Source organism: Pseudoalteromonas sp. SWXJZ10B, from assembly GCF_015864475.1.
In the GTDB taxonomy this organism is placed as follows: Bacteria; Pseudomonadota; Gammaproteobacteria; order Enterobacterales; family Alteromonadaceae; genus Pseudoalteromonas; species Pseudoalteromonas arctica.
The window spans coordinates 48,769-63,819 of record NZ_JADYXD010000015.1 but is presented as its reverse complement, the minus strand read 5'-3'; the positions used below and the strand labels follow the sequence as shown (position 1 = coordinate 63,819).

The following is a 15,051-nucleotide window of genomic DNA, read 5'->3' as shown; positions in this document are numbered from 1 at the left end:
ATGCAGGGAAGAGTTAATAAAAGCGGTTTAGTTCATTTTTTATTGGGCTTGGTATCATCGCGTGCAACGGGTCAACTTATTGGCTTTATAGCCGTTTTGAGTATTGTGTGGTTTGCCGGTCGCATGGTGGGTTTAGATACTACCGATAAAAAATTAATTGCGATGGGTGCTGTAACCGCTGTTTTTGTTTTATTTATTTTTATTCGTTGGTTATGGACTAAGCGCTCAGGCGATAAGTTAGCTTCTGAATTAGCAAGTCATAATGCCGGTTCGAGTGCTGAATTAAGCGAAATTAAAGAAAAAATGCAAGAAGCATTGGGGTCTTTAAAAGCATCTCATTTAGGTGCGGGTTATCGTGGTAATACCGCTTTATACGCTTTGCCTTGGTATATGATTATTGGCCCTTCGGCTACAGGGAAAAGTACTTTATTTGCAAATTCGGGCTTACATTTTCCTTACTCTAATTCGAGTGAATTGCATATCCAAGGTTTTGGTGGAACGCGCAATTGTGACTGGTGGTTTTCAGATCAAGCTATTTTAATTGACACAGCAGGGCGTTACACAACTGAGCAGTCAGAAAACAAAGAGTGGTTGTCATTTTTAGCGCTCCTTAAAAAATACAGGCCAAAGCTGCCTATAAATGGCGTAATGGTGGCTATTAGCGTTGCAGATGTATTAACTTCCGACAGTGAAGAAATTCGTCAACATGTAAAATTAGTACGTGAGCGTATAGAGGAGCTAATTACTCAACTTGGCGTTATCTTTCCTGTATATATTACTTTTACTAAAACTGACTTAATAAGTGGTTTTGAACCTTTTTTTAGCGACTTATCTGAAAAAGAGCGTGAGCAAGTATTTGGTGCTTACTTACTCGATATTAGTGAAGATCAAAAAAATGATCCTGCGGAAATGTTTGAAGTTCGTATGCAGGAGCTATATGAGCGACTGTGCGAGCAACGATTAAGTAAAGTTGCACGCGAGCGCAATGAGCATCGTAAGCAACTAATACTAGATTTTCCTAACCAATTTCAATCGGCTTCAACTAAGTTAACTGAGTTTGTTAACTTGCTGTTTAAGTCTAATCCGTATCAAGAAGTTCCTTGGTTTGCTGGTGTTTATTTTACATCGGGTACGCAAGAAGGAACGCCTATTGAACGCATTACTAATGGTGTACGAGATCAATTTGGTGCGGTTGTAGTTGACCAAAAACAAGAAAGTATTACTCAAAGTTATTTTATTAACCGCGTATTTAATGATGTTATTTTTAAGCTGCAGGATTTAACGCGAGGAAACAGAAAAAAACGGTTAGTAGGACGCTGGTTAAAAGGTTTAACCGTTACTTCGGGCTTGGCATCTATTGCCGCAATTACAGCACTTCTTATTACGTCATACACGAGTAATCAACTATTACTTAATCAAGGTGAGTCACGTGTAAAAGCTGTTGTTGAAGCTAATGTAAGTAAGGCTAAAGATGAGCAAAAGCTCGCGGCTACGCTAGCTTTATTTGAGCACTATGGTCAGCTTAAAACTTACGAAGATTCACTTCCGTGGTATTTTATATTTGGTATTTATGAAGGTGATGAAACCTTAAATAGTGTTGCAAATGTACTATTTAATCAAATGAATCAACTTATTACTTACCCAGGTGAAGAACATCTACTTGCACAAATAAAGCAGTACGAAACTCAGTGGTTTGACAATGAAGATGAAGCAAAAGCAACTATTCGTCAGCAGTATTATGATGCACTAAAAATGCATTTAATGATGAGTACGAACCCTGAGCATATTTCAACGGAGTTTGCTAAAGAGCAATTGCTTAATTTTATTGCTGAGCATTTTCATATAGACATAAATGCACAAGAGCAAGCGCCAATTTATACACAACTGAGTAGCTTAGTTGATATGTACCTACAAAATATGGGTAGCGATATAGAGCAACCAGGTAAAATTGCATTTTGGCAAACTAACGAAACATCAATAGCACTCGCGCGCGATAACTTAAATACCCAGCCAGAGGCTTTCCCGTTATATCAACAAGTAATTACAAGTTTTGCTGAACGTAAAAAGCCATTGTTATTAAACGATTTTATGATTTCTAAAAATCGTGATGTATTTAAAAGTAAGTATAAAATCCCGTATGTTTATACAAACTTAGGTTGGCAGGAATATGTATTCCCAGAGATTAAACGTATTTCACGTTTGGTATTCTCAGGTGACTGGGTTATGGGTTCAAGCGATGAAAATGGTCAAAATGTTGTTGACGAAGCACAAGCTGAAACCTTGGCAAAGGCTATGCGTGCATATTACTTTAAAGACTACGGCAATACTTGGTTTGCTTTTATAGATAGCATAAAAGTACCTGCATTTAGAGATCTAAACGATGCAAGTATCGACTTTGCACGCCTTTCATCGATGGACGGCCCTTTTAACGATTTAATGAAACTGATTAACGACAATATTACGCTTGCTGACGCGCCTTTGAAAAGCCAAGCTTCAATAGGCAAGACCGCTGCTGATGTTGCAAATAAATTAGCTTTAAATACACCAACAATCACTCAAATGAGTACGGTTAGAGCGCCAGAGCTTGAAAGCCGATTTGCTGATTTAAGACGTTTTGCACAGCCAAATGAAGATAAAAACTCTTCTGATTACTTAAGGCAGTACATTAGTTCATTAAGTAGTATTCATTCAGATATTAAAGCTATGGCAGCGAGTAATGAAGATGATGCTCAAGCAATGATATTTGCGCAGGACTTACTTTCAGGTAACAGCCAAAGTAATGCATTGCAGTCTTCGTGGATTATTATTGAGAGCCAAACCCGAGCATTAGACCCTCAAACTAAAGAAACGCTAGATAAGTTATTTAAAGCCCCGCTTCACGGTGGTATAGCGACTGTCATGGCAAAAGCACGTACTCAGCTTAATCAAGAATGGGAAAACCAAGTTTATACTATGTACAACAGTAGTTTAGCTGGTAAATACCCGTTTAACTTAACAGGCCCTGATGCTGCTATAGCAGATGTTTCTGAGTTTTTAAATTCTGAATCTGGGATTTTATGGAGCTTTATTAATACCCAACTCAAACCATTTATGAAAGTACGCCGCGGTGTATGGGAAGAAAAACAATGGAACGGTGTAGGTATTGGTTTTAGCGCGCAATTACTTGATGGTTTAACTAAAGCAAATAAAGTAACTCGTTCGTTGTTCTCTAGTGGTGCTGATAGTGCTGGTTTTACTTTTCAAATGATGCCGGTTCCACACCGAGGTATTCGTGAAACGTACCTAGGCTTTAGTGAGCAAGGTTATCGTTATCGTAATGAGCCTGAAGAATGGCGTAATTTTTCGTGGCCTGGTCGAGGGGCTGCAGAAAAAGCGGTTCTGTATGGTTTAGATAACAAAGGGCGCCGTATTTCTATTGAGCAAGACGGGCCTTGGGCACTACTAAAAGTACTTAACTCAGCCAATGTTAAATGGATTAAAGGCACGGAGTTTTTAGCAACGTGGGAATTAAAAGATAAATCTGAAAAGCCGTTAACGGTGCAGTTTTCTCTTAAATCAGGTCGCAACAGCGGTATATTCTCTAAATACATGCTCACGTCGTTTGCATTACCAAGCTCTTTGTTTTCGCAAAGCCCTAGTTTGGCTCAATCGCAATCGCGAACGATGCAATAGGCCGCCTAGCAATGTTTAATTTATTTACTAAAAAGAAAATACCGACACTGGTTAAGCAACATAGTTTTGGTTTTATGGGTAAAACGCCGGTAAGACCTGACTTTGTAAAGCTTAATATTTCATCAAGAGAATCGGTTGCATTTGATCATTGGTTACAAGAAGGTTTTGCGCATTTAAACCGAGGCAGAAAAACGACAGATACAAGCCATTTGAATGGAACTAAGTCGTTGTTTTTTATATCGGGTAATGCTGATGATGGTGGCTTACTTGGGGTTTTACAGCCAAGTAAAGATAGCAGTGGGCGTTTTTACCCATTTAGCTCTTTTGTGCATAGTGGGCTTGATACATATAAGCGTCACCCGGCTTTTTTATTTTTATTTGCAAGCCAAGTAATAGAGCACCTTTTAGGTGTAAATGAAAATATTAAACAAGCTGCCAGTATTAATGAAATGGAGCAAAAAGCACAAGATTATAACCGTGTAGCTGATGCACTTAAGCAGCAACCAAATTTAACTCTAGAGCTTAATAAACTTAGAACGATTCCGATGAGTGTTTTTTGGCAGCATTTAGGTTTGAACGATATTGCTAAAAGAGCAATTTTAATTGAAGAACTCTCGGCTGTGCTTAAATCGATTGCAAATAGAGGGTGTTTAAGAAGCCAGTTTGGTATTCGCCTACCAATGCCTAGTTTTAGTCATGAAAGTGCCTTAGTTGCCGGGTTTTGGTTGCACTTAGTTGCATCTATGGTGGCAGATCATAATTGGCAGCCTTGGTTTTTTTATCAGTTAGGTGATGAGAATCAAGCGCCTAGTTTAACTATTTTTTGTAGGCCTATTCCAGCGTCATACTTTAATAGTGTGTGGGAATACGATAAAAAAACAAACGATATTGTTGATCTATGTAATTTAAAAGTAGAAAAACAGCCGTCTTCACAAACACTTAATTTTGCTGATATGGATAACGTGAGTGTTTACGATGCACTTCGTCGTTGGTGTAAATCATGAGTAATAAAGCGCCGCATACACATACCACCTGGATTGAATGGCTTGAAGCATTAAGTGCTCCTCTGCCGGGGAACAAGTGTGGAGAAGATTTAAAATATGAAGAAACATTTAAAGCATTAAAAGCATCTTCATCAGGGGTGGGGGAAGTTGACTTTAAAGTGATGTTTATACAAGCATCCGATTTACTCAACACTCAAAGTAAAGATTTACGCATTGTTAGTTATTTAGCACTTGCGGCAACAAGTGAGTTTGGGGTTACAGGTTTAACGCATACGTTATTGTTATTTAATCGTTTGTTGACTACTTATACGGATGAGGTACACCCACTAAAAGCCAGAATGCGCGCTGCAGTTAATACATGGTTTTTACAACAGCAAGAACGTTTAAAGGGTGTTGCCCAAGGGCATGATACAAACGCTGAACAATGGCCTGAACTTATAGCTGCCTTGACTCAATACAATGAGCAGTGTGTTGCGTTATTAGACAACGAATCTGGCCCTCTATCGACTTTGAATGAGTGGGCTAAAGAACAAGAAAAACGAAACCCAGTGCCTGTAGCTGAACCAGAGCAAGAAGAAAAAGCGATTAGCACAGAGCAAAAATTAGCTGAGAATTCAGCTGTAACGGCTCCAAAATCAGAAACTAATAATTCGGCACCAGCCGCAGTTGCTAGCCAGGTTAGTATTGGTAATGCTGATATTGCCTCAGATACAGCGTATTTAAGTGCGGTTAGGCAGCTACTTAACTTTGATAAAGAACAAAATAACATTGAACGAGTAATAAAGTTATCGCGAGCTGCACGTTGGACAAGATTGGCATTACCGGCTAACGAAAATGGAAAAACGCGTTTACCCGCTCCTAGAGCTGCAGCATTTGCTCCAATTGAAAATGCATTGGCAAGTGAGCAACCTGAACAAGCTTTAAATTTAGCCGAAGGGTTGTTTATGGAAGGGGCTATGCAATTTAATTTAAATCTCCAAGTGCTTAGTTTAAATGCATTAAAAAAATTAAATAAATTGCCGCTTGTTCATTGGCTTGAGCAACAATTAGTTAATTTAAATGAGCAGTTTCCTGCTTTAGTTTCCCTACAGTATGACGATGGAAGTCCGTTGTGTTCATCTGTAAATAAAGAGTTTTTAAAAGAGTTATCACATTCTGCAAAAACAGAGTCTGTTAGCTCTCAAAGTAGTGCGTTTGATGAGCAGTATAGCGAGTTAATACAAGACGTCGAAAAAGGGCAGTTATCGACGGCATTAATTAAAGTCGATCAAATAAATATTTTAAACGATTTTGATAAAGCTCAAGCGCAATTATTAAAGGCAAAATTATTAATAAAAGCTGAGCATTACGAACATGCTTTAGCATTATTAAACGTGTTACTAAAACAAATAAAAGCGCATGACTTAGCGCAATGGCAACAATGTTTTTGCATGGAAGTATGGCGATTTTCCAAGCAGTGTTATGCAAGTTTGTCACATACGCCAGAAGATGAAATGAGTTTAGCTGCTAAACATATTAGTCAGCAAATGATGGTAACTAACCCTGCACAAGCATTAGCGTGGGTTTAGTTACAAGGGCTTGACTAATATGTCGAGGTTTAATTGGAATTGAGTCGGTAGATAACCAAACTGCAAAGGAAAAAACATGAGTGATACATTTCAAAAAGAGATCCCCAGAGCTCGGATCAATATTTCGTTAGAGCTTGATACAGATGGCGCTTCACAAAAAAGTGAATTGCCATTAAAGATGCTAGTAATTGGTGACTACTCAAATGGTCAAAATAGCCAAGAACTATCTGAGCGTGAGCGCGTAACAATTAATAAAAATAATATTGAGCAAGTGCTTAAAGATATGGCGCCTAAAGCGAACTTTCAGGTAGCGAACAAAATTAAAGGTGACGGCGAAATTAACGTAAACCTTGAGTTTGATTCTTTTAAATCGTTTGACCCAGAATCAGTTGCTTCTCAAGTGCCAGAGCTTAATAAAATGATGGCTATGCGTAATTTACTTCGCGACCTTAAATCTAATTTATTAGATAACTCATCACTTCGTAAAGAGTTAGAGCGTGTTTTACAAAATCAGCCAGAGCTAGATGAGTTAAAAGCTAAACTGGATGAAATTGCGCCGCTGGCTTCTGAAGATGAAAAACAACCAATAACTGAATAAGGAGATTACCATGTCAATGCAAGAACAATTAAATGTTGCCGCGCATACCACGGAGCAAGCTCCTTTATCTACTTATGAAAATATATGTGGAATGGTTGATATTTCTCCAGTTTCAGATGAAATCAAACTTGATTCATTTAGAGATGCAAGCAACCTAGCTGAAACTCGTGCAAATGAGCGCTTAACAGCAGCTATAAATGTATTTTTAGATATGGCTAGCAGTAGTGGCCAAGAAGTAACGCGAATTGATAAATTACTTTTAGACGATTACATCGCAAAAGTAGACATTATTATTTCTCAGCAGTTAGACCAAATTTTACATCATCCAAATTTTCAAAAAATGGAATCAGCATGGCGCTCGTTACGCTACTTAATTAGCCGTACGCCTAACAACGCTAATATTAAAATAGAAATGCTTGATGTAGATAAAGAAACTCTAAGAGATGACTTTGAAGAGGCGCCAGATACAACGCAATCTGCACTATACAAGCATGTATATACCTCAGATTACGATACGCCAGGTGGTGAGCCAGTATCTACAATGGTTTCGAACTTTGAATTTGATTGTTCGGCACCCGATGTATCGTTACTGCAAGAAATATCTCGTGTATCTGCAGCTGCGCATTGTCCGTTTATGGGTAGTGTAGGTCCTAAGTTTTTTCTTAAAGACTCATTGGAAGAAGTGTCTAAAATCCAAGATTTGGGTTCTTACATGGAACGCGCTGAGTTTCTTCGTTGGAAAAACTTCCGTGAATCAGAAGACTCTCGTTACATTGGTTTAGCATTCCCACGCTTTTTACTACGTCTACCTTACGGTGAGACAAATCCTCTTCGTAACTTTAATTACCAAGAAGATGTAAGTGCGCAGCATCATGAGCGTTACTTATGGGGTAATGCAACATTTGCATTTGCTGCAAACATTATCCGTAGTTTCCATGATAATGGTTGGGCTGTAAATATTCGTGGGCCGCAATCAGGTGGTAAAGTTGATAATCTTCCGCTGCATTCATTTGAAGCTGGTAAAGGTGTAGAAACTAAAATACCGACTGAAGTACTGATTTCTGAAACTAAAGAGCTTGAATTTGCTAATCAAGGTTTTATACCGCTTAGTTATTATAAAAATTCAGATTTTGCATGTTTCTTTTCAGCTAATAGTGCCCAAAAGCCGCAGGTTTTTGAAACAAATGAAGCAACAGCTAATGCAAGAATTAACTCACGCTTACCATATATTTTCTTAGTATCGCGTATTGCGCATTACTTAAAAGTTTTACAACGTGAAAATATTGGTTCAAGCAAACCTCGTCATGAATTAGAGCAGCAGCTTAATGATTGGCTTGGCGCATTAGTAACTAAAATGAACAACCCAGATGAATCTCTTATTGCTACACATCCACTAAAAGATGCAAAAGTAACTGTAGCAGAGATTCCAGGTAACCCTGGTTATTACAGAGTAAGTACGTACATTGTACCTCATTTCCAAGTTGAAGGGATTGATGTTCGTTTAGCGCTAGTAGGGCAAATGCCTGGCGAAAAATGAACTGCTACGCCGCCAATGAAACGGATTTAAGTACTATCAAATGCGTCTATTTGGTGAGTAGTTGGCAGGTGTACATAAAGGATTAAGACTTATAGTCTAAAAAATTGCCCCAAGTTGGTTGCATCCAACTTGGGACATATTCCCCAGTGGCATGAAGCAGAGGGCTTTTTGGGGGGCATAAATATTACTATTTATGCCAATGCCAACTAACAGGAAACACTTCATTCTAAAAGGAGAATAATGAAATGGCAATTCCAGCGTACATGTGGTTAAAGGATGACCAAGGTAATGACATCAAAGGTTCTGTAACTGTTGCAGAGCGTGAAGGTTCAATTGAGATCCTACACTTTGATCATGAACTTCGTATTCCTACGGATAACGATACAGGTGAACTTACAGGTACTCGTAAGCATGAACCTTTTGTAATTACAAAAGCTGTTGATGCGGCTACGCCGTACTTGTACAAAGCGTGTTCAAACGGTCAAACACTTAAGCAATTAGAGCTTAAATGGTACCGTATTGATGACACAGGGACTGAGCGTGAATATTTCTGCCACAAGTTGGAAGATGTAAAAATCACTTCGATCTCACCAACAATGCATAACGTTAAAGACTTAGACAAGGAGCGTTACCCGCACCTTGAAACAGTTTGTCTACGTTACAAACGCATTACTTGGACTTACTTAGATGGCAACATCGAGTTCTCTGACTCTTGGACTGAAGGTCGTTAATTAGTCAGTAATTTTGAAGGATATGCGCAAGCATATCCTTTTATTGAGATGTAGATATGGCGTTATTCGATTTTTTAACTCAACCAGTTACACGCAATGGCCATCATGGTTTTCAAACTGATGAGCAGGTTAGTGTGTGCAAGCATTTAAATGAGCTTTTAAATGCAAGAAGAGGCGTGTTAAAGCACTTGTCTGACTATGGTTTGCCCGATGTAGAGGATATTTACGAGGGGTTACCATATTCACAACACACGTTAGCGTTTGAGGTTAAAAAATTGATAGAAAAGTACGAACCACGCGTACGATATGCAAATGTAACACCTGTTGAAATTAAAGAAGATAATTGTGTAATAAGGCTAGATATTCAAGCGTTTTTAACGAGCGGACAAAGTATCAAGCTAAACACTCGATTTGAATCTGGCGGTAAAGCAGACGTTATGCAACATGCAAAAAACAATAATTAATATTATTTAAAGGATTGATGAATGCAGCAATATTTTGATGCACAAATGCGCTTGTTAACCCAAGCTGGTAAGCAGTTTGCTCAGTTTTATCCTGAGCATGCAGGAATGCTTAACATTGATGCATTAAAAGATAGAGACCCTCATATTGAGCGCTTATTAGAAGGCGTGGCGTACTTAACTGCCCATACTCAAAAGCGTCTAGATGAATCAGTCCCTGAGGTTTCAGAGCAGGTGCTGCGTCAACTGTGTCCAATACTGTTAAGTTATTATCCTTCTAGTACTGTGGTGCAATTTAAGCCTAAATTGGCTATGCAAAAAACACATTCTATTTCAAAAGGTTTACAGCTCAACCCTCCTAAAGCAAAGACCGATAATAAAAAAATAATTTTCAGTACAACCCACGGTTTAGATGTTGTCCCATTGGATGTTGAACATGTTAGATACCAAGAGTCGCACTTGGGTGCAGAGCTACGAATAGGGCTTAAGTTTGTATGCCAAGGTGAACGAAGTAATTTTGATTTATCTAAACTAAACTTTTATTTACGTGGCGATACACCATTATGCAGTGCTTTATTTCAGTTGTTAAAAACACCTAATAAGCAAGCTGAACTTGATTTTGGTTCTAACCATTTTGAGTTCAATAAAAAGTTAAAAGCAAAAGGCTGCAGTGCGACTTATTTAGATATAGATGGCGCTTTACTGCCTAGTGCAGCTAAAAGCCATCCTGGATATGCACTATTACTTGATTATTTTAATGCAAAAGATCGGTTTTACTTTTTAACATTTGATGGTTTAAAAGACGAAGAGTTTCCTGAGCATATTGACCGTTTTGAAGTGGTATTTAGAGGGGATAATAAACTACCGCCGGGCCATCAGTTAAGTAAAGAGAACATTTTAATCAATTGCGTGCCAGCAGTTAATTTATTTAGCCAAGCCGCAGAGCCCATTAAAATAGAGCCTAACCGTACTGATTATATGATAAGTGCAGATCAGACTCGTTTTGACCACGTTTTTAGCTACACGGTTGATGCAGTTGCTGGTCGAAATTCTGTAACGGGGCAATCGTATGATTATACGCCTCGTTATCAAAGCGTATTTGAAGACGAGAAAAAGCTATTTACTGTGCTCACTAAAGATGTAGGTGCAGCAGCCCCAACTCATTATTTACAACTCCCTTTTAATTTAGAAGATGAAAAAGAAACTCTATCAGTTGATTTAACCTCTTTTAATGCTGGTTGGCCTCGTCAGCTTTTGCAAGAGGGAGACTTGAGCGAAGGCGGAAAAGACATGCCGAGCATCGTTGAGGTAAAAAGTGTTATACGCCCAACTAATTATTTAGCATGTCCAAGTCAGCCAAAGCATTGGCAGCTTATTAGCTTGTTAAATGTAAAGTTTTCGCAAATTACGCAAGTTACAGAGCTAAAAAGGTTACTTGTGTTGTTTGACTGGTCTGATAAAGCTGAGAATAGATTAAGAATTGAAAGCATTTTAAAAATAACAGCAACGCCAATCAGCCAAATTAAGCGCGGAATATTTATCAAAGGTGTTGATGTACTTATTGATATTGATGAAAGCAAATTTGTTGGTGATGCCGATTTATATCATTTTTGTAATGTATTACATGAATTCTTTTTAATGTATGCCCCTATAAACGAAAGCGTACAAACGCGTGTTAATGCAATTCCTAGTTATAAATCGTGGAGTTGGGATATTGAACCGGGTAAGAGTTATCAGCTATGAGTTACGCTGATAAAAATTATGCGCACCCAGTTTGGTCTAAGTTACCCGCGCCAATAGAACTACTTATTGAGCAGCCTTGGCGGTTTAACTTATTTAAAGCGATGAGCTTAATAGAAAAACACTGGGCTGCGCCTCAAGAGTTAGAGCAAGGGATTAGTAACAGAGTTGTTTTTAAACCTTTTAAAGAGCTTGGTTTTCCGGCTACTGATGTACGCGAATGTGTATTAGAGAATGATGGCAGAGGAAGATTAAGCTTATCGACCTCTTTTTTAGGTTTGTATGGTGTAGATGCACCCATGCCACACTATGTATTAGAGCAAGCAGCAAGTGATGAACAAAGCGGTGACCGCGTTCGTCAGTTTTTAGATATATTTAATCATGTACTTTATTGCCAACTTTTTCAGGCCTGGAAAAAGTCGCAAATTAATATAGCAGGCAGAGGCGCGAGCCAATTTGATGGGTTAGTTGAATCTATTTTACTGGGAAAAACTGATCAAAAAATTCAGTGTGGTATTGCAAGTTTAAAGCAAACTAGCGCTGCTGGCTTAGCGCAGCTTCTTAAACATAGTTTAAATATAGACACGCTAAAAGTTGACGACACACGAGCAAATTGGCAAAAAATAGATACACCCAGTGCAATAGGCGAAGAAAACCAAATGGTTTTAGGCAGCTCTGCAGTACTTGGCACGAAGGTATTAGTTAGCGGAAGTATTTTAACAATAGATATAGGTCCAGTTAATAGTGATACAGCCATGAGTTTAACGCCAAGAAGCGAAGAAGGTATAAAAATGGCGGCACTATTATCTGCGCATCTACCAAGTAATGTAGAGTGGGTTTGCCAAATAAAGGTAGCTAATGAGGCGGTTGCTGAGCAAGCACTTGGTCAGCAACCGTTAGTACTTGGACACAATTCATATTTAGGGGCTGCAGCTGCAAATACAACAACACATAGCTACAGTCATCAACAGTATAAACACTAAGGAATTAAGGATAAAAAAATGGATGCTAAAGGTATAAAACAACTCATAGATAAATTAAATGGCCACACCGCAACAGCACTTGGATCAGCCGCTGGGTTTGCGAGTAGTCGTAGTCATTTTGAAGTGCTTCCTGAGCATTTACTTATTAAGTTGATGGAAGAAGGAAGTAATGGTGACCTTGAGCACATTTTTCATTTTTTCAATATTAATCAAGATAAAGTATGGCACGAGCTATTAGACTTTTTAAATAAACAGCCTGCCGGTAATCAAAGTAAACCTACATTTTCTCGCCGTTTATACGAATGGCTAGAGCGTGCATGGTTAAGTGCTAATGTTCAGCATAAAAGTGATTTTATAACCGGTGCTGCACTTATTGACTCATTAACAGAGTTATTACCTTACAGCCCTGTACTTCAATTACCCGCTTTACTGGATAAAATAGATTCACGTTTTTTAGCTGAAAACTTAGATAAAATTTGTCAGCAATCTTCAGAGCGTTTAAATATAGCGGCTAAATCAAAGTCTGCAAATCAAGCAGATTCATCGCAAGGCACAGCTGCGCTTGATGAGTACTGTGAAGATTTAACTGAAAAAGCAAAACAGGGTAAAATCGACCCGGTTCTCGGTCGTAATGACGAAATCCGTATGATGGTTGATGTGTTATGTCGCCGAAGAAAAAACAACCCTATTTTAGTGGGTGACCCAGGTGTAGGTAAAACAGCAGTGGTTGAAGGTTTTGCCCAGCGCATAATTGATGGCCAAGTACCAAGTGATTTGCAAGGCGTACGCTTATTAGTGCTTGATATGGGGTTATTGCAAGCAGGAGCTGGTGTTAAGGGGGAGTTTGAGCGCCGCTTAAAAACAGTAATCGACGAAGTTAAAAATTCAACAACACCAATAATTATGTTTATTGATGAAGCACACACTTTAATTGGTGCCGGTGGTGATGCAGGCATGAGTGATGCTGCAAATTTATTAAAGCCAGCATTAGCGCGCGGAGAATTAAGAACCGTTGCGGCTACAACATGGAGCGAGTATAAAAAATATTTTGAACGTGATGCCGCACTAGAGCGCCGTTTTCAGCTTATTAAAGTAGATGAGCCAACAGAGCAAGCTGCTCAATTAATGCTTGCAGGCTTAAAAGATAAATATCAAGAGCATCATAATATTCAAATTACGGATGATGCTATAGAAGCTGCTGTTGTTTTATCGTCGCGCTATATAACAGGCCGCCAATTACCAGACAAAGCTATTGATGTATTGGACACCGCAGCGGCAAGAGTACGTATGTCGTTTGCTACAGATCCTGCTGCTATTGAGTCTGAGCGCGAGCATATTAATTACTTAGAAACCAGAATTAATAGCCTTAATGTAGAGCTAGGGCAAGGTTTAGTCGTTGATAAAGATAAGCTTACCCATTTAGTTGAAGAGCTGGTTATTGCACAAAATAAATTGGCGCAACTTACTCACTCGCGTGAATCTCAAATTTCGACTTTGAGTCAAATTAACGAGATAAAGCAGGCAACTGATCAAGAGCTTGATAGCGAATCATTACTGACACTTCGCCAATCGCTTAAAGAGCAAAATACACAAGACAACGGCTTATTTAGTGAAGTAGATGCAGATGCTGTTGCACAAATTATTTCACAGTGGACCGGTGTGCCTGTAGGGGCAATGGTAAAAGATCAGATTAGTAATTTAATTAACCTAGAAGCCACAATTAGCCAAGAAGTTATAGGGCAACAGGCAGGATTGGCTAAAATAGCGCAAACGCTAAGGGTGAGTAAAGCCGGCGTAAGTAACGATGAAGGTCCGCTAGGCGTATTTTTATTGGCAGGCCCCTCAGGTGTAGGTAAAACAGAAACCGCTCGCTGCTTAGCTAAACAATTATTTGGTGGCGATAAGTTTTTAACCACTATAAACATGAGTGAGTACCAAGAGTCGCACACTGTATCGCAATTAAAAGGTTCACCTCCGGGGTATGTTGGTTATGGAGAAGGAGGTGTATTAACCGAAGCGGTAAGGCAGCGTCCATATTCAGTAATTTTACTTGATGAGGTTGAAAAAGCGCACAAAGATGTAATGAACATGTTTTATCAAGTATTTGAGCGTGGCACCATGCGTGACGGTGAAGGGCGTGAAATAGACTTTAAAAATACTGTAATTATCATGACATCTAATTTAGGCTCAGCAGAGTTAATCGATGCGTGTACACCGCCTACAGTTATAGACCTAAGTCCTCAAGATGATGAGGAAGAACAGGTACAGCAAAGCGAGCAAGAAGCAGCTATTAACGAAGCGCTAAATCCAACGCAAGCACCTATAAATGAAGACGGAACACCTTGGAAAGTACCATCAATCGGTGTGCTTACTGATTTAATTAAGCCGCAGCTACTTGCTTTTTTTGCGCCGGCTTTGCTTGCCCGTATGCAAGTTATACCTTACTTAGCGCTTGATTCAGAAGCACTGCAATCTATCGTTAGCCTGAAACTTGAAGCTATTGCTACACGTTTGCACGAAAACCACAAAATGCAGCTACGAGTAGATGCCAGTGTTTTAGAAAAACTGACTACTCAATGTACGCTTTCTGATAGTGGTGCACGTATGGTAAATGCAGTTATAGAGCAGCAAATACTCCCTGGTATCGCTAAATCAATTTTAGAGTTTATGGCAGAAGAAGACATGCCTGATATTTTAACGCTGGCTGTTGACGAACAAGACGAAATTACAGCGACATTTGCAGATAACGCTTAAATA

Annotated in this window: 10 protein-coding genes; all 10 read left to right on the top strand. The window is 38.9% G+C overall.

Annotated features, from left to right (window positions below):
- The 10 genes from tssM (at position 1) to tssH (ending at position 15,048) form a co-directional block, all read left to right on the top strand.
- The gene (tssM, locus tag I6F54_RS13860) at positions 1-3,672 is read left to right on the top strand and encodes a type VI secretion system membrane subunit TssM (RefSeq protein ID WP_197120036.1); all 3,672 of its coding nucleotides are present in this window, start codon (positions 1-3) and stop codon (positions 3,670-3,672) included.
- An 11-nt stretch (positions 3,673-3,683) separates the two neighbouring features.
- On the top strand, positions 3,684-4,676 hold the full coding sequence (gene tagF / locus I6F54_RS13855; protein WP_197141886.1) for a type VI secretion system-associated protein TagF: 993 nt from the start codon (positions 3,684-3,686) through the stop codon (positions 4,674-4,676).
- Positions 4,673-6,244, top strand: a complete 1,572-nt coding sequence (locus I6F54_RS13850; protein WP_165739404.1) for a TssA family type VI secretion system protein — start codon at positions 4,673-4,675, stop codon at positions 6,242-6,244. Before tagF ends, I6F54_RS13850 begins: the two co-directional genes overlap by 4 nt.
- Positions 6,245-6,320: 76 nt before the next feature.
- Positions 6,321-6,842: a type VI secretion system contractile sheath small subunit gene (tssB, locus tag I6F54_RS13845; protein ID WP_007584482.1), complete on the top strand. Its 522-nt coding sequence runs from the start codon at positions 6,321-6,323 to the stop codon at positions 6,840-6,842.
- A 10-nt stretch (positions 6,843-6,852) separates the two neighbouring features.
- Entirely contained in the window at positions 6,853-8,379 is a 1,527-nt protein-coding gene (gene tssC, locus I6F54_RS13840; RefSeq protein ID WP_024594497.1) for a type VI secretion system contractile sheath large subunit, read from the top strand.
- A 245-nt stretch (positions 8,380-8,624) separates the two neighbouring features.
- Positions 8,625-9,110, top strand: a complete 486-nt coding sequence (locus tag I6F54_RS13835) for an Hcp family type VI secretion system effector (protein ID WP_007584479.1) — start codon at positions 8,625-8,627, stop codon at positions 9,108-9,110.
- 56 nt (positions 9,111-9,166) lie between these two features.
- Entirely contained in the window at positions 9,167-9,574 is a 408-nt protein-coding gene (tssE, locus tag I6F54_RS13830; protein WP_165729455.1) for a type VI secretion system baseplate subunit TssE, read from the top strand.
- A 21-nt stretch (positions 9,575-9,595) separates the two neighbouring features.
- Positions 9,596-11,314, top strand: coding sequence for a type VI secretion system baseplate subunit TssF (tssF, locus tag I6F54_RS13825; protein ID WP_197141883.1), 1,719 nt, complete (start codon positions 9,596-9,598; stop codon positions 11,312-11,314).
- Positions 11,311-12,294: a type VI secretion system baseplate subunit TssG gene (gene tssG, locus I6F54_RS13820; RefSeq protein ID WP_197141873.1), complete on the top strand. Its 984-nt coding sequence runs from the start codon at positions 11,311-11,313 to the stop codon at positions 12,292-12,294. Before tssF ends, tssG begins: the two co-directional genes overlap by 4 nt.
- A gap of 18 nt (positions 12,295-12,312) precedes the next feature.
- Complete coding sequence (gene tssH / locus I6F54_RS13815; protein WP_197141871.1) at positions 12,313-15,048, top strand: type VI secretion system ATPase TssH; 2,736 nt, start codon at positions 12,313-12,315, stop codon at positions 15,046-15,048.
- Positions 15,049-15,051: the final 3 nt, after the last annotated feature.

Coding starts and splice junctions, on each gene's coding strand:
- tssM (WP_197120036.1), top strand. CDS start 1: ATGCAGGGAAGAGTTAATAAAAGCGGTTTAGTTCATTTTTTATTGGGC.
- tssG (WP_197141873.1), top strand. CDS start 11,311: ATGAGTTACGCTGATAAAAATTATGCGCACCCAGTTTGGTCTAAGTTA.
- I6F54_RS13850 (WP_165739404.1), top strand. CDS start 4,673: ATGAGTAATAAAGCGCCGCATACACATACCACCTGGATTGAATGGCTT.
- tssF (WP_197141883.1), top strand. CDS start 9,596: ATGCAGCAATATTTTGATGCACAAATGCGCTTGTTAACCCAAGCTGGT.
- tssB (WP_007584482.1), top strand. CDS start 6,321: ATGAGTGATACATTTCAAAAAGAGATCCCCAGAGCTCGGATCAATATT.
- tssH (WP_197141871.1), top strand. CDS start 12,313: ATGGATGCTAAAGGTATAAAACAACTCATAGATAAATTAAATGGCCAC.
- tssE (WP_165729455.1), top strand. CDS start 9,167: ATGGCGTTATTCGATTTTTTAACTCAACCAGTTACACGCAATGGCCAT.
- I6F54_RS13835 (WP_007584479.1), top strand. CDS start 8,625: ATGGCAATTCCAGCGTACATGTGGTTAAAGGATGACCAAGGTAATGAC.
- tagF (WP_197141886.1), top strand. CDS start 3,684: ATGTTTAATTTATTTACTAAAAAGAAAATACCGACACTGGTTAAGCAA.
- tssC (WP_024594497.1), top strand. CDS start 6,853: ATGTCAATGCAAGAACAATTAAATGTTGCCGCGCATACCACGGAGCAA.